The following is a 21,990-nucleotide window of genomic DNA, read 5'->3' as shown; positions in this document are numbered from 1 at the left end:
ACTGTAACGTGTTCCAGTTCTGGCTCCCAGGCCTGCGGAACGGCTCAGTGCGGCTGCCAGGCGTCGTCGTCCTTGGTCCGCGCCTCGACGTCGTCGGGCAGCGTGCGGGCGGCGAGGCCCTCGATGGTCACGTTCTCGAACACCTCGCGCAGGCTGCTGCGGGCCGCGATCCACACGTGCTGCAGGATCTGCGCCGACTCGTTGTAGGAGACCGCCTCGGGGCGCAGCCCGTAGACGCTGACCAGGGGGCCGTCCACCGCACGGATCACGTCGGCGACGCTGACCTGGGACGGCTTGGTCGCCAGCCGCCAGCCGCCGGACTGGCCGCGCTGGCTGACCACGATGCCGGCGCGGCGCATGTCCGCCAGGATCGCCTGCAGGAAGCCGTGCGGGATCTCCTGGAGCTTGCCGAGCTCCTCCGCGCTCACCGGCCGCCCGTCGTCGCGGTTCGCGATCTCGATGAGTGCCCGGAGGGCGTAATCAGCCTTGGCGGAGACTCGCATGCCCGAAGTCTGTCAGATCGCTTCATTTACCGGACCTGCACGACTCACCCGACCGCCCAGCGACCTCGGCGCGCCCGGATCCGGGCATGGCGCCGGTCACAAAATGCGGAAGCGCTTGCGTGCGGCGCTCCCGCGGCAGATACTGGTTGTTACCGGCCAGTAGCAACCGCACGGCCGAGTTCCGACCAACACAGATGCAGGTGGGTTCGTGAGCCACTACAAGAGCAACATCCGCGACATCGAGTTCAACCTCTTCGAGGTGCTCGGGCGTGACGAGGTCCTGGGGGCCGGTCCCTTCGAGGCGATCGACGCCGAGACCGCCCGCTCGATCCTGACCGAGGTGGAGCGTCTCGCCCGCGAGGACCTGGCTGACTCCTACGAGGACAGCGACCGCAACCCCCCGGTCTTCGACCCCGAGACCCACACCGCCCCGCTGCCCGAGTCGTTCAAGAAGAGCTACCAGGCCTGGCACGAGGCGGAGTACTGGCGCCTGCAGCTCCCCGAGGAGCTCGGCGGCACCCCCGCCCCCGCCAGCCTGGTCTGGGCACTGGGCGAGATGGTGCTCGGCGCCAACGCCCCGATCTGGATGTACGGCGCCGGCCCGGCCTTCGCCTCGATCATCCACCGCAACGGCAACGAGCGGGACAAGAAGATCGCCCAGATCATCATCGACAAGGGCTGGAACACCACCATGGTGCTCACCGAGCCCGACGCCGGCTCCGACGTCGGCGCCGGCCGCGCCAAGGCGACCCTCAACGAGGACGGGTCCTGGAACATCACCGGCGTGAAGCGGTTCATCACCTCCGCCGAGAGCGACCTGTGCGACAACATCATCCACATGGTGCTGGCGCGTCCCCAGGGCGTCGAGGGCAAGGGCGGGCCGGGCACCAAGGGCCTGAGCCTGTTCATCGTCCCCAAGATCCACTTCGATCACGAGACCGGTGAGCTCACCGGCGAGCGCAACGGCGCCTACGTCACCAACGTCGAGCACAAGATGGGCATCAAGGTGTCCAACACCTGCGAGCTCACCTTCGGCGACCCCGGCGTCGGCGGCGGCGAGCCCGCCAAGGGCTGGCTGCTCGGCGAGGTCCACGACGGCATCGCCCAGATGTTCCAGGTGATCGAGAACGCCCGGATGATGGTCGGCTCCAAGGCCATCGCCACCCTCTCCACCGGCTACCTCAACGCGCTCGAGTTCGCCAAGACCCGCGTGCAGGGCGCCGACCTGACCGAGTCCGCGAACAAGACCGCCCCGCGCGTCACGATCACCCACCACCCCGACGTACGACGCTCGCTGATGGTGCAGAAGTCGTTCTCCGAGGCGATGCGCTCGCTGGTGCTCTACACGGCCTCCTGGCAGGACCGGGTGCAGATCGCCGAGCACAACGGCGAGACCGACGAGCTGGCGATGCGGGTCAACGACCTGCTGCTGCCGATCGTGAAGGGCTACGGCTCGGAGCGCTCGTGGGTGCTGCTCGGCACCGAGTCCCTGCAGACCTACGGCGGCTCCGGCTTCCTGACCGAGTACCCCGTGGAGCAGTACGTCCGCGACGCCAAGATCGACACCCTCTACGAGGGCACCACCGCGATCCAGGGCCAGGACTTCTTCTTCCGCAAGATCGTCAAGGACCAGGCCAAGGCCCTGGGCTACCTCGCGGGCGAGATCGAGGGCTTCCTCAAGAGCGAGGGCGGCAACGGGCGGCTCAAGGCCGAGCGCGAGCTCCTGGCCAAGGCGCTCGAGGACGCCCAGGCGCTGGTCGGTCTGATGATCAACACCTTGATGAGCGCGGACGAGTCCGCCGAGGGTGGCGACATCAAGAACATCTACAAGGTGGGCCTGAACACCTCCCGCCTGCTGATGGTGCTCGGCGACGTCGTCTGCGCCTGGCTGCTGCTCAAGGGCGCCGAGGTGGCGCTGGAGAAGCTGGGTGGCGAGGTCTCCGCGAAGGACAAGGCCTTCTACGAGGGCAAGGTCGCGGCTGCGCAGTTCTTCGCGCAGTACAACCTGCCGAAGCTCAGCGCCGAGCTGGCCATCGCTGAGGCCGTCGACCTCTCCCTGATGGAGCTCGACGAAGCCGCCTTCTAGGTCAGGCCCCGCCTGGCTCGCAGTACCTCAGGTGCCCTCCGCGCTTCACTCGAAGCCGCGGAGGGCATCTGACTTTTTCAGCTCGGCCCAGATCTCGTCGCGGAAGCGCTGGGTGAAGCTCACCGTGAGGTGGTCCCGGTCGCGCCACACGACCGTGTCGTCGCGCACGGGCAGGCACAGCGGCCCCCGGGGACAGATCACCGGGTTGACGTTGGCGGTCCACACGTCGTCGCGCTGCGCCGCAACCTCGCGGTAGTAGGAGTCAGCCCGGGGAGCGCTCCGCGGCAGGGGTACGGCGCACTCGCCGATGATCTTCGCCGAGGCCAGGCACTCCACGGCCCGGAAGGTGCCCGGGGTGAGCACCGACTCCAGCACGAGCACCTTCCAGGGCCCCTCGGCGAGCATCGCCAGGGTGCGCTCGGTGGCGCGGGCCTGCCGCTGCTCCAGGGTGTCGTTGGTGTCGTCGGCGTTGACGAGCAGCTTCTCCCACATCTTGGTCTCGCGGGGCTTCTGCACCAGCAGCACCACGTCGGGCTGGAGCTTGGGCAACGCCTTCTCGTACCAGTCGTCGCGGTTCTGGGCGCAGCGCTGCTGGAGCTTCTCGCTGACCCTCTTGTTGACCAGGCCGACCGTCCAGGCACAGCCGAACAGGATGTTCTCGGAGTAGGTGAAGTCGTGCTCCTCGGCCAGCTTCGCCATCATCGGCCCGAACATCTCGGCCTGGGAGTCGCCCACCACCAGCAGGTGCGGGCCCTTGCCGCGTACGACGGTGCACTGCTCGGGCTGGTCCGCGGGACACGTGCGGATCGTGCCCACGTCCTTGGACACCTGCTCGAAGTCGATGTCGGGCACCGGCTGGCGTCCCTCTGCGGTGGCGTCGACCGGTCGCGTCGCCTCGGTGCCGCCCGAGGCGACCAACGAGGGCTTGCGCGGGCTGTCGAGCACCCCGGGCACCAGCACGGCGACCAGCGCACTGGTCACGACCCCGACGCCGAGCACCCTCCAGCCGAACCGGTTCAGCGCCGGGGCGCGCCGGATCGGGGACTCGAAGACCTGGAAGGACAGGGCGGCGAGACCGGTGCTGAGCCCGAAGGCGATGACGGCGATCGTCGCCGGGCTCACGGCGAGGAACTCCTTGAGCACGAGGATCACCGGCCAGTGCCACAGGTAGGTGCCGTAGCTGATCTTGCCGAGGTAGACCGGCGTCGGCCGGGCCAGCAGCCGGGTGAGCCCGGCGCCCGGGACCAGGCTGAGCCCGGCGATCACCGCCACCGTGGCGACGGTCGCGCCTAGCCCGCGCCAGGTCGGCGTCAGGTCGGCGAGGCCGAAGGCGAGCAGCGCCAGCGCCAGCGCCCCGGCTGTCGCCGCCATCGCGAGCGCTCCCTGCACCGCCTGCGGGACCTGGCCCGAGGAGGCCCAGCGGCGCAGCACCAGCGCCAGCAGCACGCCGGCGAGGAGCTGGTAGATCCGGGCGTCGGTGCCGTAGTAGGCGTGGTTGGCGCTCACCTGCGACCACACCAGTTGGCTGGCGACCGAGGCCACGACGAGCACCACCACGACCCGGGTCAGGTGGCGCTCCCAGCGGGCCCCGGTCCGGGCGAGGAGCAGGCACAGCGCCGGGAAGAAGAAGTAGAACTGCTCCTCGATCGAGAGCGACCAGAAGTGCAGGAACGGGCTCGGGTCGTTCTCCGCCGCGAAGTAGTCGTTGGCCGTGGTCAGGAAGTGCCAGTTCGCCACGTAGAGCAGGGAGGCCTGGGCGTCGCCGATCATCGGCAGCCGGCGTACGACCGAGGCGATGATCAGGAACAGCGCGACCGTCGAGACGATCACGAGCACCGCTGCCGGCAGCAGCCGGCGGATGCGCCGGCCGTAGAAGGCGCCGAGGCCCAGCGTGCCGGTGCGGTCGAACTCGCTCAGGATGACGTTGCTGACCAGGAAGCCGGAGAGCACGAAGAAGACGTCGACGCCGATGAAGCCGCCGGGCACCTGGGGGAGGTCCGCGTGGAAGAGGAGGACGAGGTAGACCGCCACGGTGCGCAGGCCGTCCAGTGCCGGGCGATAGGTCCACACCCGCGCGAGCCTATCGAGCGGGATCGGTCGATCAGCGGCGCCGTGCGGACGGGTCAGGAGGAGGTTGCAGGCACCGCCAGCGGTGCTCGCCGGCCGGTTCCTTCCCCGGCGCGCGCGCCGGTCTCCTCGCGCTCGCCTGCCTCGTCCGCCTCGTCGGTGACCAGGCCACGACGAGACAGCGCGGGTACGACGCCCTCGGCGAACCGCGCCGGCTCCTCGGGGTCCGGGTGGCCGGAGACGACGAAGTGGTCGATGCCGAGGTCGGCGTACTCGCTGATCCGCTCGCTGACCTCCTCGTAGGACCCGACCAGGGCCGGCCCGGCGTCACCGTGGAGCCACTGCCCCGGCCGCTCGGCCTCGGCGCGGGCCCGGGCACTGGTCTCCCGCGCGACCACGTGCAGGCGGATGCCGTAGGACAGGGCACGTCCGCGCTCGCTGGCCAGCCGGCGGATCCAGTCGATCTTGCCGGCGACCGCGGATGCGGGCTCCCCCGGCGTCAGGTAGGTGTTCGCGTGCTCGGCCGCCACCACCCCGGCCTGCGGCGAGGTCCCGCCGAGCAGGACCTGCGGCAGGGGCACGTCGCTCGCCCACTCCCGGCGCAGGCCGGTGACCAGCTGCGCCGTGTGGGCCTGACGCTGCCGTTCGTCGGGTGAGTCCCCGCCCGCGACCACGTTCAGCAGGAGGCGGCCACCGGAGTACCGCTGGAAGGTCGCGGCCATGCGTGCGGCCAGGACCGGGCCGAGCAGGTCTGGGCGCACGGTGACGGTGAACTTCAGCCGTTCGGTCCCCTCGGCGAGCATCGCCGCGGTCAGCCAGGCGTCCTCGCCCGAAGGTGCGTCCGGGGCCAGTACCGACTCGAAGCCGGACCGCTCGGCGGCCGCGGCCACCGCCTTGAGGTGCTGCAGCGTGGCGGGCCGGGACTCGCCGCCGGAGGAGCCGGGCCTGCCGGGAGCCGGGGAACCAGGGTCGCCGTACGCCGGCAGGAACCAGTGGAAGGTCAAGCTCATGCCAATAAGGTAGCAAGTCGATAGGTTTTAGTTTCTTTGTCCACGCATGACGCGCGTGACCTGATTCCCGGTTTCGCGGGCCCCTGATGGGGGACACTCGCCGCAACCGAAGGGAGCATCACCATGGGAATCGGACTCGGAGTCGTCCTGTTGCTGGTCGGCCTCATCCTCGCCCTGGACGTGGTTGACCTGCCCGCGAGCGTCGACGACGTCGTCGCGACCGACACGCTTGGGTGGATCCTGATCCTCCTGGGCGCGCTCGCGATCGTGCTGGCGCTGGTCATGAACCGGCAGCGTTCACGCTCGACCCACGTGGTCGAGGAACGCCGGGTCGACCCGCCGGCCTAGCCGTACGCTGTCCGCCATGACTGACGCCCCGCAGGCCCCGACCGACGCCCGGCTGGGCCATCTCGTCGACCTGTGGCACGGGGCGTGCGCGGACTTCGTCGCCCTCGTGCGCACCATCTCCCCGGACCAGGCGGACCTCCCCACCGACCTCGCGGGGTGGACCGTCCGGGACGTCGTCGCGCACATCGCCCACCTCGAGGCAGTGCTCGCCGGGACCCCAGAGGAGACGATCGAGGTCGCCGAGGCACCGCACATGCGCGGGCTGCTCGGCTACTACACCGAGCAGGGGGTCGAGGCCCGCCGCGGTCACGACCTGTCAGCGCTCGCCGACGAGATCGAGCACGCCGTGGCGACCCGTTACGCGCAGCTGCAGGACGAGCCGCCGACGGATCCCGCGGCGGCCGCACCGCTGACCCCGGCCGGGATGCCGTGGGACAACCAGACCCTGCTGAGCAACCGCCCGCTGGACGTGTGGATGCACGACCAGGACGTACGCCGCGCCGTCGACCGCCCGGGAGGCTACGACTCCCCCGCGGCCGGGCACGTGCTGGCGGTCTTCGGCCGGGCCCTGCCGATGGTGGTGGGCAAGCGGCTCGCCCCGCCGATCGGCACGACGGTCCGTCTCGCCGTACCGGAGGCAGGCCTCGACTGGACCGTGCGCGTCGGCGCCGACGGCCGCGCCACCGCGACTGACGACGCGGCCGCGCCGGACGTCTCGGTGACCCTGACCCCCGAGGACTTCGTGGTGCTCGCGGGCGGCCGACGGGGACCGGAGTCCGTGCAGGCCCGGATCGAGGGGGACGAGGACCTGGCCCGCCGCCTGCTCGCCTCGCTGGCGGTGACCCCGTGAGCGCGAGGCCCTGGAGCCCCGAGGACATCCCCGACCTGACCGGCAAGCGCGCCCTGGTCACCGGGGTCACCAGCGGCATCGGTGAGAAGACGGTGATCGAGCTCGCCCGCCACGGCGCGCACGTCATCCTCGGCGCCCGCAACGCCGACAAGCTCAAGGCCTCCATCGCGACGATCACCGAGGAGGCTCCCAGCGCGCAGCTGCATCCGCTGTCGATCGACGTCTCCGACCTCGCCTCGATCCGGAAGGCGGTGACCGAGGTCGAGGGGCCGCTGGACATCCTGATCAACAACGCAGGCGTGATGGCCACGCCGTACCACCGCACCGACGACGGCTTCGAGCTCCAGATGGCCACCAACTACTTCGGGCCGTTCGCGCTCACCGGGCTGCTGCTGCCCCAGCTCGCGGCCTCCGGCGACGGGCGGGTCGTCGCGGTCGCCTCGCAGGCCAGCCGGCTAACCCGGACCCCGCCGCTGGACGACCCCCGGGACGAGAGCGGCCACTACGGTCGCTACCGCGGCTACGCGAAGTCCAAGCTCGCCGACCTGATGTTCGTGCTCGAGCTCGACCGCCGTGCCCGTGAGCTCGGCGTGCCGGTCAAGGGCCTCGCCGCCCACCCCGGCTACTCCGCGACCGGACTGATGGGCGCCGGTCGCAACCACGGCAACACCAAGCAGCGGCTGCGGTGGAGCGCCACCATCATGCAGGCGGTCTTCGAGGTCGCCGGGCAGCCGCCGGAGCTGGGAGCGCTGCCCACCCTGATGGCGGCCACGGCCGACCTGCCGGGGTCGACCTACGTCGGCCCGAGCGGCGTCCTGCAGATGAAGGGCCATCCGCGGATCGTGAACCCGCGCAAGCTGGCCACCGACCGGGAGGCGCAGCGCCGGCTGTGGGAGATCAGCGAGGAGGCCACCGGCGTGAGGTTCCTCGACCAGTGATCCTGCGACCCATCACCGCTGCCGACCACGCTGACGTGCTGGCGCTCAACGAGCGCAACGTGGAGGTGCTCGCCCCGCTCGACGAGCCCCGGCTGGAGCAGCTCGTGGAGCTCGCCGACACGGCGGCGGTCATCGACGTGGACGGCGAGTTCGCGGGCTTCGTGATCACGTTCGCCTCCGGCTCGGCGTACGACGGGGAGAACTTCGGCTGGTTCTCCCGGCGCTTCGACAACTTCTGCTACCTCGACCGGGTGGTCATCCACGAGGACTTCCGTCGCCGCGGGCTCGGCACCCAGGTCTACGACGAGCTGGAGTCGACCTGCGGGCGCCCGCTGTTCGCCCTCGAGGTCAACCTCGATCCCCCGAACCACGCCTCCCTCACCTTCCACCACGCGCGCGGCTTCGCCGAGGTCGGCCAACGCGTCTCCGCCGGCCACCTCGTCTCGATGTTCCTCAAGACCCTCCCCACCTGAGTCCCGCCGTAGCTCGCCGACCGGGCACAAACGTCACGCCGTAGCCCGCCGACCGGGCACAAACGTCGCGCCGTGGCCGCTGAGCGGGCGATTGTGTCCGCACCCGCCGATCTCGGCCGACCATTACTGCCCGCTCGAGACGTTTTCGCGAGACATTTCTGCCCGCTCGGCGCGCTACGGCGGGACGCAATTGCCCGCTCGGCGTGCTCAGTTGACGACGCGGAGGACGACCTGGTTCTTGGAGTACCTCACGTTGGCGGAGAAGTGGCGCTGGTAGAGGCGGACCAGCTCGGCGAGGTCTCGGGGGGCGAGCTTGATGCAGCCGGCCGACTTGTAGTCGTTGATGCGGGGCACCTCCCAGCGGCAGACCTGGTCGCCACGGCGGTCACGGCACTGCCGGTTGCCCCGGCCCTGCTCGGTGTGGATGAACAGGTCCACGCGGCGGGTGCCGTTCGGGCAGGTCTTGTCGTCGATCCGGAAGGCACGGCCCTTGATCAGGTTGCCGGGGTAGTTGTCGTGCTGGCGCATCGAGTAGGTGCCGTTGGGCAGCCAGCCCTTGTTCTTGGCGCAGGAGTTGACCCCCGCGCGGCCGAGCATTCCTGAGCCGGCCCGCCAGCTGCGGGTCTCCACGGTCTTCCAGGCACCGGCCCGGCGCTGCTGGAGCTCCCAGACCAGGCGCGAGCTGGACGGGTTCTGCCAGGACTTGTCGAAGGTGACCACGGCTCGCCAGGGTGAGGCAGCCGATCCGGCGGGGGCGGCGACGACCAGGGCCGCGCCGATCACCAGCAAGGAGATGGCCGCAGCCAGGAGTCTGTGCACCCTCCCGATTTTAGGTCGCAGGTCACGTCCGGCGGGGCGAAACGTCTGCCATGCTCACCCGATGACGCGGGCCCGGGGCGCACTGGTGTGGCTTCTCGGCCCCGCCCTCGCTGTGTCCGCGGCGTGCGGCCCGGGTGGTTCCGCGCCGGATCCGGGCAGCGCCCAGGGACGCGTGGAGGCCCTCGAGCGCGCGCTGGTGGACGCCGACTCGGCCGCGGCGATCGAGCTCGTCGAGGATCGCCGGTACGCCGTCTCCACCGCCCTACTGACCGACGCCGTGCTGGAGCGTGGCGCCCTGGCCGGCCAGGAGGTCGAGCTCGAGCGGACCGACACGGACCTGGACTCGGTGCGCTACGCCCTGCGCCTCCCTGACCAGGAGTCGAGGCCGTGGCTCGAGCCCGAGCTGCGTCGCTCCGGGGAGTTCGTCGGCTCCGCGCTGCCCACGATCAAGCTGCGTGGTCCGGGTGTGACGTCGGTGTCCATCAGCGGGGTGCAGGTGGACGTCGGCCCGCTGCCCGGCGAGGGGCAGTCGTTCTACCTGCCACCGGGCGAGTACGACGTGGGCGTCGGTGGCGCGGACCGCTACGTCGACCACGGCCCCACCCAGCGGGTCGACACCCGCAGCCTGCGCAGCGACGGGCTGGAGTTCCCGGCCCGGCTGCGTCCTGCTGGCCGGGCGCAGGTCGACCGGGCGGCGCGGTCCTTCGTGAAGCGCTGCACGGAGCCGCTGCGGGGCAACCGCCCGGCCGGCTGTCCCGCCCGCAAGGCGTTCGTCGGGGGGCTCGAGTCCTCGCAGTGGACGCTGGACTCCTACCCCCGGACCAGCGTCGAGGCGGGCGCCGCGGACTGGCAGCTGAGCACCCCGGACCCGCCGCTGGGACGGATGACCGGAGTCGTCCGTGACCGCGAGACCGGTGCCACCGAGCAGGTCACCGACACCGTCCCGTTCGCCTTCTCCGGCACGATCGCGGTCCGCGGCGACGAGCTGGTGATCCGAATCCCGGGCTACTGAGGCGTCCCCTCGTCCTTGCGCGCTGCACCGGACTCGTAGCAGGTTGAGCGAATGCGACTCCTCGTCCTCGGCGGCACCCAGTTCCTCTCCCGGGCGGTCGCGGCGGAGGCCGTCACCCGCGGGCACGACGTCACCTGCGCCGCGCGCGGGCTCTCCGGCCCGGTTCCCGACGGCGCCCGGCACGTCCCGCTGGACCGGCAGCGCCCGGACTGGTCGGCGCTGCAGGGCGAGTGGGACGCGGTCGTCGACGTGGCCCGGACGCCGTCCTGGGTCGCGGCGGCGCTGGAGGCACTGGCCGACCGGGTCCCGCACTGGACCTTCGTCTCCACGATCAGCGTGTACGCCGACCAGTCGACCCCCGGCGGCACGCCCGAGACACTCCCCCTGCTCCCGGCCCTGCTCCCGGCCCTGCTCCCGGCGGCCGGCAGCGACCTCGACGAGGACTCCCCCGAGCAGCACGGCTCGAACAAGGTGGCCTGCGAGCAGCTGGTCAGGACCCGGGCCCACGAGGCGCTGGTGGTCCGCCCCGGGGTGATCATCGGCCCGGGCGACCCGAGCGGCCGGTTCACCTACTGGGTCGAGCGGCTCGCCGAGGGCGGCGACGTGCTCGCGCCGGAGTCCCCGGACCGCGAGGCCCAGGCGATCGACGTACGCGACCTCGCCGCCTGGATCGTCTCCTGCGCCGAGCAGCGCCGCACCGGGGTGTACGACGCCACCGGGCCCACCAGCCGCCTGGGCGACCTCGTCGACGCCGTGGCCCTGGCCGTCGGCCCGGCCGGCGCGGAGGCGACCGTGACCTGGGCGCCCGCCGACTTCCTGCTCGAGCGCAACGTCACCTACTGGGCCGGCCCGCGCTCCCTGCCGCTGTGGCTGCCCGAGGAGAGCCGCGGGATGACCACCCACGACGTCACCGCGACCCTGGCGGCCGGGCTGCGCCCACGCCCCGTCGAGGAGACGGCCCGCGACACCCTCGCGTGGCTGCGCGCGGCGCCGGACGCGCCGCGCACCGGCCTGACCCGCGCCGAGGAGCAGGACCTGCTCGACGACTGGCACACGATCCTCGTGTGAGCCGAGTTCGCCCACGCCACTCGACAATAGAACGTGTTTCAGTTTTGATGACCCAATGGACAAATCTGTCGTGCTCTTCACCAGCGATCGCGGCATCACTCCCGCGGACGCGGCCCGCGCCGCCGAGGAGGCCGGATTCCACGGCTTCTACGTGCCGGAGCACTCGCACATCCCCACCAGCCGGGACTCGGCCCACCCCGGGACCGGCGGTGAGCTCCCCGACGACCGCTACCTGCGCATCCTCGATCCGTGGGTCTCGCTGGCGACCGCGGCGGCGGTGACCAGCACGATCCGGCTCGGCACCGCGGTCGCGCTGCCGATGGAGCACGACCCGATCACCCTGGCGAAGACCCTGGCCACCCTGGACCACCTCTCCGGCGGCCGGGTCACGCTCGGCGTCGGCTTCGGCTGGAACGTCGAGGAGCTCGAGGACCACGGCGTCCCCGGCAAGAAACGGCGCACCGTGCTGCGCGAGTACCTCGAGTTGATGCAGCGGCTGTGGACCGAGGAGGTGGCCTCCTACGAGGGCGAGTTCGCAAGCCTCAAGCCGAGCTGGGCCTACCCCAAGCCGGTCCAGCAGCCCCGGATCCCGATCCTCGTCGGTGCAGGCGGTACGCCGAAGAACTTCGACTGGATCGTCGCGAACGCCGACGGGTGGATCACCACGCCGATCGAGACCGACATCGAGGACCGGGTCGCCGCCCTCAACCAGGCATGGGCCGACGCAGGCCGTGCGGGCGACCCGCGCATCGTCGTACTCCTGACCAGCCGGCTCGAGCCGGGCCAGCTGGAGCGTTGGGAAGCACTCGGAGTCGACGAGGTGATGTTCGGACTTCCGGACCGGAGTGCCGAGGACGTGGTCGCGTTCATCGCGCGGCTGGGCGCCTCACTGAACCGCCCGACCGAGGCGGCCTGATGAGCACGTACGTCGTCAGCGGCGCCGCCTCGGGCATCGGGGCCGCGATCGCCACCCGGCTGCGCCACGACGGCCACACCGTGATCGGGGTCGACCTGCGCGACACCGACGTCATCGGCGACCTCGCCACCCAGTCGGGCCGCGACAGCGCAGCCGCCGAGGTGGCCCGGCTGACCGACAAGGTCGACGGCGTCGTCCCGTGCGCGGGGGTCGCCGGCCTCACCGGGGTCGACCCGCAGCTGGTGGTCTCCTTGAACTTCTTCGGCGCCATCGGCCTGGTCACGGCCCTGCGGCCGCAGATGGGGGATGGCTCCAGCGTGGTCCTGATCAGCTCCAACTCGGTCACCGCCCAGCCGGGCTGGAACGCCGACGTGACCGCCGCGTGCCTCGCCGACGACGAGGAGAAGGCGCGGCGCCTCGCCTCCGGCGAGGACGCGGTGAACATCTACCCGGCGACCAAGGCGGCGCTCGCGTACTGGGCCCGCCGCGAGGGGATCAAGGCCGAGTGGGCCGGAGCCGGCATCCGGGTCAACGCCGTCGCGCCCGGGATGATCGCCACCCCGATGACCGAGCAGCTGCGCAAGGACCCCAAGCTCGGTGTGTTCGCCGACGCCTATCCCACCGCGCTGAACCGCCCCGGTCGCCCCGAGGAGATCGCCGCCATCGTGGCGTTCCTGCTCTCCGAGGAGGCCAGCCTGATGGTCGGCTCGGTGGTGTTCGCCGACGGCGGCACCGACGCGCTGCTGCACCCGCTCAAGCCCGCCGGCATGAACGTCCCCAAGATCGCGCTGGGCGCGATGGACGCGATCAGCAGTGCGGTCACCAAGCTCAAGGCGCTCCGCTCGCCCTGACCTGCCCCGGCTCAGGTGAGGCGTACGACGATCCAGTCGGCCGCCCCGAGCAGCACCAGGAAGCGCAGGTAGCGGCCGACGAGGCAGGTGCTCAGGAACAGCCAGAAGTTCACCCGGAACTGTCCGGCGAGCACGGCGATCACGTAGAGCGGCGGGATGCCGGCCGAGGCCGAGAAGAACAGCAGGGCGACCGTCCCGCGAGGGTGGTCGGCGATCCAGGCCCGCCACCGCTCGTAGGACCTCGTCCACTTGGCGGAGGACATCTTCCTGCGCAGCCAGGGGAGGTTCATCGCCCAGTCGGCCGCGGAGTACAGCAGCACCTTGCCGGCCGTCTGCCCGATGGCAGCGGCACCGGCGACCTGCCACACCCCGACGTCGCGGATCGCCGCGCCGACGGCCGCCAGGTAGGCCTCGATGTTGACGAACGGCAGCAGCGCCGATCCGAAGGCCACCAGCAGCGTGGTCAGGACGAGCTTCACGGGCGGGCGAGGTTGCCCGCCCGTGGCTGCCCCAGGACCCCCTCCGGGTCGGACGGGACCGGCATCCCGATGCGGAGCAGGCTGACCACCGACCAGCACTTGGCCACGAGCAGGGCTGTCGCGATCGCCAGTCCCACCCACATCCACCCCGTCGTCAGGAGCAGGATCGCGAACAGGCCGGAGTTCACCGCCTTGGCGGGGTGCGACCAGTTCCGCAGCCACAGCCCGCGGTCGATCACGTAGAAGTAGTTGGGGCTGGTGATCGGCCACGCGAGGAAGCTGAGCGAGAGGAAGCAGTCGACCACCATGAACATGGTCAGGTAGACGAAGATCGCCGGGGCGAGGTGCGGCTCCAGCCAGGCCAGCCCGACGTAGAAGCCGGCCACGCAGAGCCGGTCGCACAAGATGTCGATCACCGCGCCCGTACGGGTCTCGCAGTCCAGGACGCGGGCCACCAGGCCGTCGAGGGAGTCACCGACCCAGTGCACGACCAGCGCGATCACCAGCAGCGTCAGGCTCTCCTGGCCCGCGGCCGTCGCCGCGAGCGCCACGGAGGCGACGGTGCGGACCATCGTCACGATGGTCGCCGGCGTCTGCAGTCGCTCCCGCGACGGGTCGGCCGTGACCCTGCCTGGCTCGGTCATGTGCCAACGCTAGGCCCGCGCGGGCGAATATCCCATCAGGCATGACCCTGTACGGCCCCCGAGTTCGAGTCTTCTGGACACCGGGGTGCGCACAGGGTCCTACGTAAGCCGCCGGGCCAAAGGGGGCCGGCCTCAGCTCACGTCGCGCCGCGTGGTGAGCAGGACCCCGATCCCGGAGAGCGCCGCTGCCCAGCACCCGAGCGCGATGGCCGCGGCCCACCAGCTCAGGCGGGTGGCGTCCGGGGAGTTCTGCACCGCGTTCACCACGGCGTTGGTCGCCTCGGTCGGCATGAACGGCGCAATGTGCTCGGCACCGAAGTCCCAGGCGCTGATCGCGAGGCCGACCAGCGGCTCCACGATCCAGGCCACGCCGATGCCGACGAGCAGGGCGGCGACCTGGTTGGGGATCAGGATGCCGATGCCGAGCCCGATCAGTGCCCACAGCCCGAGCACGAGCAGGCTCAGCGCCAGCGTGCGCAGCACCTCGGCGGAGGGGAACGCGTCGGCCCCACGAAGACTGAGCGTGAGCGCGCCCACCGACACCGAGCCCAACAGGCTGATCACCCCGTAGACGACACCGATGATCAGCAGTGCCACCACCTTGGCGAGCATCGCCGTCGCGCGGCGCGGGACGGCGAGGAAGGTCGTGGTGATGGTGCTGTGCCGGTACTCGGCACCGATCTGGATCACCCCGATGGTCAGCATCAGCAGGTAGCCGAAGCTGATCCCGGCGGTGTAGACGCTGTTGGCGATCTGCAGGTCGTCACCGGTCGGCATCCCGGCCTGCCCGCCCGCGGTGGTGGCGGCGTCGGAGGTGAACAGGATGCCGAAGAGGAGCGCGAACGCAGCGCCTGCGAGGAAGATGCCGATCGCCATCCCCCACCACAGCCGGGTGGTGAAGAACTTGAGCAGCTCGGAGCGCACGACGCGGGGGAAGGAGACGTTCATCAGGCCACCTGGTTGCGGTTGGTGCCCTCGGTGAGGGACAGGAACAGCTGCTCGAGGTCGGGACGCTGCGCACGCAGCTCCCAGACCGGCAGCCCGGCGGTCAGGGCCACGTCGCCGACCTGACGCAGGTCGTCGGTCTCGACGGTCAGCAGGCCGTCCGCGGCGGTGGTCGAGCCGAGCCCGGCCGCCAGCAGCGCCTCGGCCAGCCGGACCGGGTCGGAGGTGCGCACCCGCGCCGTGGCGGTGCCGCTCAGCTCGGACATGCTGCCCTGCCGGACCAGCCTGCCGTTGGCGAGGATCACCACGTCGTCGACGGTCTGGGCGACCTCGAGGAGCAGGTGGCTGGAGACCAGGATCGTCTTGCCCTGTTCACGGCTGAGCCGGGAGAGGAACCCGCGCAGCCAGCGGATGCCCTCGGGGTCGAGCCCGTTGGCTGGCTCGTCGAGGATCAGCACCTTCGGGTCGCCGAGCAGTGCCGCCGCGAGGGCGAGCCGCTGCCGCATGCCCATCGAGTACGCACCGGCCCGGCGCCGCGCGAACGCGGGGATCCCGGTGAGCTCGAGCATCTCGTCCACGCGGGTGTCCGGGATCCCGTGGGTCGAGGCCATCACCCGCAGGTGGTCGCGCCCGGAGCGGCCCGGGTGGAAGTTCGTCGCCTCGAGCGCAGCACCGACCGTGGCGAGCGGGTTGCCGAGGTCGGCGTACGCCTGGCCGTCGATGGTGACGCCGCCCGAGGTGGGCCGGACCAGCCCGAGCGCCATCCGCAGGGTGGTGGTCTTCCCCGCGCCGTTGGGGCCGAGGAAGCCGGTGATCCGCCCCGGCTCCACCGTGAAGGTGAGGTCGTCGACTGCGGTGAAGCTGCCGAACTTCTTGGTCAGGTTGGTGATCTCGATCCGGGCTCCGGCCGCCACGCTGCTCCTTGGACTCGTCGCAGCGTCAGTAGATCAGCGCTGCTGCTGGGTCCTGCATCATCGCAGCAACGTCGGAGAGGAACCGCGACCCCTTCTCCCCGTCGACGTGGCGGTGGTCGAAGCTGAGCGCGAGCTGGGTGACCTGGCGTACGACGATCTCGTCGGTCGAGCCTGCCGAAACCACCCACGGCATCTTCCGCACCGCACCCAGGCACAGGATCGCGGACTCCCCCGGGTTGACGATCGGCGTGCCGGCGTCGATCCCGAACACACCGACGTTGGTGATCGTGAAGGTCCCGCCCGCCATCTCGGGCGGCTGCGTCCGCCCCTCGCGGGCGACTGCGGTGAGCTGGTTCAGCGACCGGGCGAGGTCGAGCAGGCCGAGCCGGCCGGCGTCCTTGATGTTGGGTACGACGAGCCCGCGGGGGGTGGCCGCGGCGATGCCGAGGTTGACGTAGTCCTTGAACACGATCTCCTGGGCCGCCTCGTCCCAGAACGAGTTGATCTCCGGCGTACGCCGCATCGCCAGCATCGCCGCCCGGGCGAGCACCAGCAGCGGGGACACCTTCACGTCGCGGAACTCCCGGTGCTCCCGCAACCGGTCGAGGAACTCCATCGTCCGGGTGACGTCGACCGTGACCCACTCGGTCACGTGGGGTGCGGTGAACGCGGAGGACACCATCGCCTGCGCCATCACCTTGCGCACGCCCTTCACCGGCTCCCGCCGCTCCCCGCCGCCCGATCTGGTGGTCGAGCTTGTCGAAACCCCGCCCCCGCGCGCAGCCGGAGGGGTTTCGGCAGGATCGACCCCTGTGGGCTCGCTCCCCGCGACCGCGGCCTGCACGTCGTCGCGGGTGATCGTCCCGTCCGGGCCGGTCCCGGTCAGCGAGGCGAGGTCCACGCCGAGGTCCTTGGCGAGCTTGCGCACCGGGGGCTTGGCGCGGGGACGATCCGGGCCGGAGCTCGGCTCGGGGCTCGGCTCGGGGCTCGTTTCGGCCGGCGCCACGCTGTGCGCCGGGACGGCCGGCTCGTCCGCCTCGACCACGGCCGCGGACTCGGCGCCGCCGGGCGCGAACGCCCCCTGGAGCTGCAGCTGGGCCGCGGCGCCCGCCTCGGTCGGCGGCGACGCGGGACCCCTGCGCGCACGGCGCACCGGCCCGCGGTCGGCCTTGTTGCGCCCGACCAGGCTCTCCCCCTCACCGCCCCCGCTGGCGGCGGGGTTGGAGAGGTCCATCCCACTGAGGTCGGCCGGCCCCGCGGGCTGCTCGGCGGCCTCGCCGATCGAGATGATCGGGGCTCCCACCTCGACGGTGTCGCCCTCGGAGACGAGCAGGGCGGTCACCGTCCCGGCGTACGGCGAAGGGAGCTCGACCAGCGACTTGGCCGTCTCGATCTCCACGACGATGTCGTTGATCTCCACGACGTCGCCCTCGCGCACGCGCCAGGACACGATCTCCGCCTCGGTGAGCCCCTCGCCGACGTCGGGCAGCAGGTAGTCGGCCATCTCAGAACTCCAGCGACCGGTCGACGGCGTCGAGCAGCCGGTCGAGGTCGGGCAGGAAGTCCTCCTCGATCCGGGAGGCCGGATAGGGGGTGTCGAACCCGCCGACCCGCAGCACCGGCGACTCCAGGGAGTAGAAGCACTCCTCCTGGATGCGCGCGGCCACCTCGGCGCCCATGCCGAGGTTGACGTGGGCCTCGTGGGTGACGATGGCGCGGCCGGTGCGGCGTACGGACGCGAAGACCGGCTCGAGGTCGAGCGGGCTCAACGTGCGCAGGTCGATCACCTCCAGCGAGCGGCCCTCGGTCGCGGCCGCCTCGGCGGCCCGCATCGCGATCTTCACCATCGGGCCGTAGGCGAGCACCGTCGCGTCCGTGCCCCGCCGCACGACGCGGCTGGTGAACAGCGGCTCGGGGGTGGCGGAGTCGTCGAGGTCGGCCTTGTCCGCGTGGTACTGCCGCTTGGGCTCGAGGAACACCACCGGGTCGTCGGAGGCGATCGCCTGCTGGATCATCCAGTAGCCGTCCACGGGGTTCGAGCAGGCGACCACCTTCAGGCCCGGCGTGTGCGCGAACTGTGCCTCCGGGCTCTCGGAGTGGTGCTCGACCGCCCCGATGCCGCCACCGAACGGGATCCGGATCACCATCGGCATCGGTGACCTGCCCTTGGAGCGGTAGTTCATCTTGGCGACCTGGCACACGATCTGGTCGTACGCCGGGTAGACGAACCCGTCGAACTGGATCTCTACGACCGGGCGGTAGCCGCGCAGCGCCAGCCCCACCGCGGTGCCGACGATGCCGGACTCGGCCAGCGGCGAGTCGATCACCCGGTCCTCGCCGAAGTCCTTCTGCAGCCCGTCGGTGATCCGGAAGACCCCGCCGAGCTTGCCGACGTCCTCGCCCATCACCAGGACCTTGGGGTCGTCCTCCATCGCCTTGCGCAGGCCCATGTTCAGGCCCTTGGCGAGGGTGATCTTCTGGGTGCTCATCCCTGGGCTCATCCTTGGGCCCCCTCGAAGCTCTCCAGGTAGGCGGCGTAGCCGGCGCGCTGCTCGCGCAGCTCGACGGTCTCCTCGGCGTAGACGTGGTCGAACAGGTCCAGCGGCGCCGGGTCGGGCAGCGCCTTGCACCCCTCACGAAGGCGGTGCCCGAGGTCGTCGGCCTCACCCTTGAGGTCCGCGACGAAGGCGTCGTCGGCCAGGCCGTTGCGGCGCAGGTAGACCTCCAGCCGGGCGATCGGGTCCTTGAGCTTCCACCGCTCCACGTCGTCGGAGAGCCGGTAGCGGGTGGGGTCGTCGGTGGTCGTGTGCGCGCCCATCCGGTAGGTGTAGGCCTCCACGAGCGTGGGCCCGCTGCCCTCGCGGGCCCGCTGCAGGGCGGCCTGGGTGACGGCGTACGTCGCGAGCACGTCGTTGCCGTCGACCCGGACGCCGGGGAACCCGAAGCCCAGCGCCCGCTGGTAGAGCGGGATCCGGCTCTGCCGCTCGATCGGCTCGGAGATGGCCCACTGGTTGTTCTGGCAGAAGAACACGACCGGCGCGTTGTAGGAGGCAGCGAAGATGAACGCCTCGTTGACGTCGCCCTGGCTGCTGGCGCCGTCGCCGAAGTGTGCGACCACGGCCGTGTCCCGGTCCGGGTCACCGGTGCCGACCGCGCCGTCGCGCTGCACCCCCATCGCGTAGCCGGTCGCGTGCAGGGTCTGCGCGCCGATCACGATCGTGTAGAGGCCGAAGTTGGTCTCCTTGGGGTCCCAGCTGCCGTGGTCGACGCCGCGGAAGAGGCTGAGCAGCTTGAGCGGGTCGATGCCGCGGCACCAGGCGACGCCGTGCTCGCGGTAGGTGGGGAAGACGTGGTCCTGGGGCCGCAGCGCGCGGCCGGCACCGATCTGCGCGGCCTCCTGGCCCAGCAGCTGGGCCCAGATGCCGAGCTCGCCGTGACGCTGGAGGGCGGTGGCCTCGGTGTCGATGCGGCGGGTCATCACCATGTCGCGGTAGAAGCCCCGCAGCTGGTCGCCGCTGAAGTCCTGGTCGAAGTCGGAGTGGTGGACGCGCTCACCCTCCGGGGTGAGGAGCTGGACCAGCTCCGGGCCGCCGTCGGCCAGCGAGGGGCCGAAGGCCTCCACGAGGTCGGGACCGAAATCGGGCATCACACACTCCTGTCTCCGGGCGAGTGCGGGGTCTCCGCGATCGCGACGTGCAGCGGGTCGGCGGTCGCAGGGATGGCGCGGCCGACGGCCCATTGATTGGGTGGGAGCACTGTGACCCAGGCCACACCGCCCCCGACAAGATAACGGACGATCCGGACCGTGACCCAGCGCCCCCGGTCAGGCGGGCTGGAACTTCCGCGGCCGGCGGCTGCGGGTGGCGGCCGCGACGCCGACGACGGCGATCACCAGACCGACCACCTCCCGGGTGTTCAGCGTCTCGCCGAGCAGCAGCCAGGCCAGCACGGCCGTCACCGGCGGCATCAGGAAGAACACGCTCGCCGCCGCCCCGGCGCCACGGGCCCGGACCAGGATCCCGAGCAGCCCGAGACCGAGGATCGAGTTCACCACCGCCAGGTAGACCAGGGCGATCCCGGCCGCTGCCGGATCGCGTACGACGCCGGTCCCCTCCACCAGCACCGCGAGCAGGAGCAACGGCGGAGCCGCCGCGCCGAACTGGATCGCGCCGGACCACAGCGGGTCCGGCGCGTACCCGATCCAGCGCTGCCCCAGCGTGCCGGCGCTCAGGGCGAGCACACTCACCACCCCGCACAGGATCCCCACGGTGCCGCCCGCCTGGTCCACGTCGGGGCCCAGCACGAGCACCACCCCGGCGACACCGATGACGAACCCGAGGACCTGCACCCGGCTGAGCCGCTCCCCCAGGAACGCGGCGGCCAGCAGGGCGGTCAGGACCGGGCTCAGCGAGTGCATCAACGAGGCGAGCGTGGCTCCCAGGCCCGCGTCGAAGGCGATGTACATCGCGGCGAACTGCACCCCGTTGAGCACGAAGCCGGAGAGCCCGATCCGCACGGCATCGGCCCTGGTGACCCGCACCGGTCCGCGGAGCACCCGGGCGAGCGCCCAGGCGATCACCGCCGCCAGCAGGAACCGCACCGCCACCAGCATCAGCGGGGACATCGCCTCCACGCCGTACGGCCCGGCGATGTAGCCCGAGGACCACACCAGCACGAACCCGGCCGCGGGCAGGAACGGGAGGTGCCGGGTGCTGGCCATCGGTCTCCCGTTCCGTGGGCTGGCAGGGTGTCGCCCCACCTTAGATCTGCTTGACTCGACGGATGAGTCGTCAGCAATCAGATACCCCTCGTGTGGTCTCCGAGTCGATCGAGGTCGCAGCGCCTCCCGAGACCGTGTTCGCGATCCTGGCCGACCCGCGCCAGCAGTCCCGCATCGACGGTTCCGGCTCGGTCCGTGGCCTGCTCAAGGGCCCCGACCGGCTGAGCAAGGGCGCGACGTTCGGCGTGGACATGAAGCTGTTCGGGCTGCCGTACAAGATCCGCAACACCGTCGTGGAGTTCGAGGAGGGCCGCCGGATCGCCTGGCGCCACTTCGGCGGCCACCGCTGGCGCTACGTCCTCGAGCCCACTCCGAGCGGGACCCGGGTCACCGAGTCCTTCGACTACAGCATGTACGGCGCTCCGCAGCGCCTGCTGATCGAGCTCACCGGCTTCCCCGCCCGCAACCGCAAGGGGATCGAGGGCACGTTGGTCAACCTGAAGGAGGCCGCGGAGGCGGACGCCCGCCGGGCTTCTTGAGCCTGCAGGGCTGCTTGCCAGCAATTGCTGGCAAAAGTCAGTCCTGTCGCCACTCGAGACGGGAATTCGCCAGCAATTGCTGGCAAAGTCACCGGTCTGCAGGCAACGAGACGGCCAAGCCGTCCAGGACGAGGTCGAGCCCGAACTCGAACTCGGTGCCGAAGTCGTAGCCCGGCTTGAGCACGTGCTCGGTCGAGAACTCCACGAGGTAGGGGAACGCGCCCGTGCCGAACAGCTCGTTCAAGTTCATCGACTCGGCCACCTCATGGACCGTCTCCGGTCCGTTGATGGGCAGTGAGGCCTCCGACATCGCGAAGCCGTAGATGTAGCTGTCGAGCAGCGCGTAGGCGTGTGCGGTCGCCTCGACCGAGAAGCCGCCCTCCCTCAGGGTGCCGATCACGGCGTTGAGGTGGGTCAGGGTCGCAGCGCCGGGCGAGGTCCGCGCCTGCAGCAGCGGGATCGCCCACGGGTGGACCCGCAGCACGGCCCGCACCGAGAGCGCGCGTCGGAGCATCTCCTCGCGCCAATCACCGCCGGGTCGGGGCAGCTCGAACTCGCCGAAGACGAGATCGACGATGCCGTCGATGATCTCCTCCTTGTTCGCGACGTGGTGGTAGACCGACATCGGCTTCACGCCCAGCTCCTCGGCCAGGGACCGAATCGTCAGGCTCGTGAGCCCGCCCCGGTCGGCCACGTCGACGGCGGCACGCAGCACCCGGTCGCGGCTCAGGGGAGCCCGTCCCGGGCTGCTCTGGGGGCCCGTTCTCGGCATCTCACTCCTTGGGGGTAGCGCTTCCGTACTTAGTAC

23 protein-coding genes are annotated in these 21,990 nt (G+C 71.1%); 10 read left to right on the top strand and 13 right to left on the bottom strand.

The features are described 5' to 3' along the window. Positions 1-44: 44 nt before the first annotated feature. Positions 45-503: an RrF2 family transcriptional regulator gene (locus AC4BGB_RS13455; protein WP_490547388.1), complete on the bottom strand. Its 459-nt coding sequence runs from the start codon at positions 501-503 to the stop codon at positions 45-47. Positions 504-711: 208 nt separating this feature from the next. Here AC4BGB_RS13455 and AC4BGB_RS13450 point away from each other — a divergent pair, with 208 nt between their 5' ends. Beyond that, positions 712-2,589: an acyl-CoA dehydrogenase gene (locus AC4BGB_RS13450; protein ID WP_490547387.1), complete on the top strand. Its 1,878-nt coding sequence runs from the start codon at positions 712-714 to the stop codon at positions 2,587-2,589. Positions 2,590-2,634: 45 nt separating this feature from the next. On the opposite strand, the gene AC4BGB_RS13445 is transcribed toward AC4BGB_RS13450, so the two are convergent. Both AC4BGB_RS13445 and AC4BGB_RS13440 read right to left on the bottom strand, forming a co-directional pair. Beyond that, positions 2,635-4,659: an acyltransferase family protein gene (locus AC4BGB_RS13445; RefSeq protein WP_490547386.1), complete on the bottom strand. Its 2,025-nt coding sequence runs from the start codon at positions 4,657-4,659 to the stop codon at positions 2,635-2,637. Positions 4,660-4,712: 53 nt separating this feature from the next. After that, positions 4,713-5,666, bottom strand: coding sequence for an LLM class flavin-dependent oxidoreductase (locus AC4BGB_RS13440; RefSeq protein ID WP_490547385.1), 954 nt, complete (start codon positions 5,664-5,666; stop codon positions 4,713-4,715). A 123-nt stretch (positions 5,667-5,789) separates the two neighbouring features. Here AC4BGB_RS13440 and AC4BGB_RS13435 point away from each other — a divergent pair, with 123 nt between their 5' ends. From AC4BGB_RS13435 to AC4BGB_RS13420, 4 genes are read left to right on the top strand one after another with little or no spacing between them, the layout of a single operon-like run. Further along, the gene (locus tag AC4BGB_RS13435; protein WP_490547384.1) at positions 5,790-6,014 is read left to right on the top strand and encodes a DUF6458 family protein; all 225 of its coding nucleotides are present in this window, start codon (positions 5,790-5,792) and stop codon (positions 6,012-6,014) included. Positions 6,015-6,030: 16 nt separating this feature from the next. Then, positions 6,031-6,864, top strand: a complete 834-nt coding sequence (locus tag AC4BGB_RS13430; RefSeq protein WP_490547383.1) for a maleylpyruvate isomerase family mycothiol-dependent enzyme — start codon at positions 6,031-6,033, stop codon at positions 6,862-6,864. Then, positions 6,861-7,802, top strand: a complete 942-nt coding sequence (locus AC4BGB_RS13425; RefSeq protein ID WP_490547382.1) for an oxidoreductase — start codon at positions 6,861-6,863, stop codon at positions 7,800-7,802. The genes AC4BGB_RS13430 and AC4BGB_RS13425 overlap by 4 nt, the downstream gene beginning before the upstream one ends. Continuing rightward, the gene (locus AC4BGB_RS13420; protein ID WP_490547381.1) at positions 7,799-8,275 is read left to right on the top strand and encodes a GNAT family N-acetyltransferase; all 477 of its coding nucleotides are present in this window, start codon (positions 7,799-7,801) and stop codon (positions 8,273-8,275) included. The genes AC4BGB_RS13425 and AC4BGB_RS13420 overlap by 4 nt, the downstream gene beginning before the upstream one ends. A 207-nt stretch (positions 8,276-8,482) precedes the next feature. On the opposite strand, the gene AC4BGB_RS13415 is transcribed toward AC4BGB_RS13420, so the two are convergent. After that, positions 8,483-9,094 (bottom strand): hypothetical protein, encoded by a 612-nt coding sequence (locus AC4BGB_RS13415; RefSeq protein WP_490547380.1) that lies wholly within the window; start codon positions 9,092-9,094, stop codon positions 8,483-8,485. Between the two features lie 61 nt (positions 9,095-9,155). Between AC4BGB_RS13415 and AC4BGB_RS13410 the strand changes: the two genes are divergently transcribed. From AC4BGB_RS13410 to AC4BGB_RS13395, 4 genes are read left to right on the top strand one after another with little or no spacing between them, the layout of a single operon-like run. Then, positions 9,156-10,106, top strand: a complete 951-nt coding sequence (locus AC4BGB_RS13410; RefSeq protein ID WP_490547379.1) for a hypothetical protein — start codon at positions 9,156-9,158, stop codon at positions 10,104-10,106. Between the two features lie 51 nt (positions 10,107-10,157). Further along, a complete protein-coding gene (locus tag AC4BGB_RS13405) occupies positions 10,158-11,174 on the top strand; it encodes a Rossmann-fold NAD(P)-binding domain-containing protein (protein ID WP_490547378.1) in 1,017 nt (338 codons plus the stop codon). 55 nt (positions 11,175-11,229) lie between these two features. After that, on the top strand, positions 11,230-12,090 hold the full coding sequence (locus tag AC4BGB_RS13400) for an LLM class F420-dependent oxidoreductase (RefSeq protein ID WP_490547377.1): 861 nt from the start codon (positions 11,230-11,232) through the stop codon (positions 12,088-12,090). After that, the gene (locus tag AC4BGB_RS13395) at positions 12,090-12,941 is read left to right on the top strand and encodes an SDR family oxidoreductase (protein ID WP_490547376.1); all 852 of its coding nucleotides are present in this window, start codon (positions 12,090-12,092) and stop codon (positions 12,939-12,941) included. The genes AC4BGB_RS13400 and AC4BGB_RS13395 overlap by 1 nt, the downstream gene beginning before the upstream one ends. 11 nt (positions 12,942-12,952) lie before the next feature. On the opposite strand, the gene AC4BGB_RS13390 is transcribed toward AC4BGB_RS13395, so the two are convergent. From AC4BGB_RS13390 to AC4BGB_RS13355, 8 genes are all read right to left on the bottom strand, one after another. Continuing rightward, positions 12,953-13,420: a VTT domain-containing protein gene (locus AC4BGB_RS13390; protein ID WP_490547375.1), complete on the bottom strand. Its 468-nt coding sequence runs from the start codon at positions 13,418-13,420 to the stop codon at positions 12,953-12,955. Beyond that, positions 13,417-14,064 carry a CDP-alcohol phosphatidyltransferase family protein gene (locus tag AC4BGB_RS13385; RefSeq protein WP_490547374.1) on the bottom strand — a complete coding sequence of 216 codons (648 nt, stop codon included), beginning with the start codon at positions 14,062-14,064 and terminating at the stop codon, positions 13,417-13,419. Before AC4BGB_RS13385 ends, AC4BGB_RS13390 begins: the two co-directional genes overlap by 4 nt. Before the next feature lie 132 nt (positions 14,065-14,196). Further along, the gene (locus AC4BGB_RS13380; protein ID WP_490547373.1) at positions 14,197-15,012 is read right to left on the bottom strand and encodes a hypothetical protein; all 816 of its coding nucleotides are present in this window, start codon (positions 15,010-15,012) and stop codon (positions 14,197-14,199) included. Next, complete coding sequence (locus AC4BGB_RS13375) at positions 15,012-15,923, bottom strand: ABC transporter ATP-binding protein (protein WP_490547372.1); 912 nt, start codon at positions 15,921-15,923, stop codon at positions 15,012-15,014. The genes AC4BGB_RS13380 and AC4BGB_RS13375 overlap by 1 nt, the downstream gene beginning before the upstream one ends. A gap of 25 nt (positions 15,924-15,948) precedes the next feature. Continuing rightward, positions 15,949-17,427, bottom strand: a complete 1,479-nt coding sequence (locus AC4BGB_RS13370; RefSeq protein ID WP_490547371.1) for a dihydrolipoamide acetyltransferase family protein — start codon at positions 17,425-17,427, stop codon at positions 15,949-15,951. Between the two features lies 1 nt (position 17,428). Further along, entirely contained in the window at positions 17,429-18,412 is a 984-nt protein-coding gene (locus tag AC4BGB_RS13365; protein WP_490547370.1) for an alpha-ketoacid dehydrogenase subunit beta, read from the bottom strand. Positions 18,413-18,420: 8 nt separating this feature from the next. Further along, positions 18,421-19,569 (bottom strand): pyruvate dehydrogenase (acetyl-transferring) E1 component subunit alpha, encoded by a 1,149-nt coding sequence (gene pdhA / locus AC4BGB_RS13360; protein WP_490547369.1) that lies wholly within the window; start codon positions 19,567-19,569, stop codon positions 18,421-18,423. 177 nt (positions 19,570-19,746) lie between these two features. Beyond that, entirely contained in the window at positions 19,747-20,643 is an 897-nt protein-coding gene (locus AC4BGB_RS13355; RefSeq protein WP_490547368.1) for a DMT family transporter, read from the bottom strand. 62 nt (positions 20,644-20,705) lie between these two features. Between AC4BGB_RS13355 and AC4BGB_RS13350 the strand changes: the two genes are divergently transcribed. Continuing rightward, a complete protein-coding gene (locus AC4BGB_RS13350; protein WP_490547367.1) occupies positions 20,706-21,182 on the top strand; it encodes an SRPBCC family protein in 477 nt (158 codons plus the stop codon). Between the two features lie 88 nt (positions 21,183-21,270). Here AC4BGB_RS13350 and AC4BGB_RS13345 read toward each other — a convergent pair whose 3' ends face one another. Beyond that, entirely contained in the window at positions 21,271-21,954 is a 684-nt protein-coding gene (locus AC4BGB_RS13345; protein WP_490547366.1) for a TetR/AcrR family transcriptional regulator, read from the bottom strand. Positions 21,955-21,990 lie beyond the last annotated feature (36 nt).

It is taken from the genome of Nocardioides sp. Z30_9, assembly GCF_058215735.1.
This window is presented reverse-complemented; position numbering and strand designations above follow the sequence as displayed.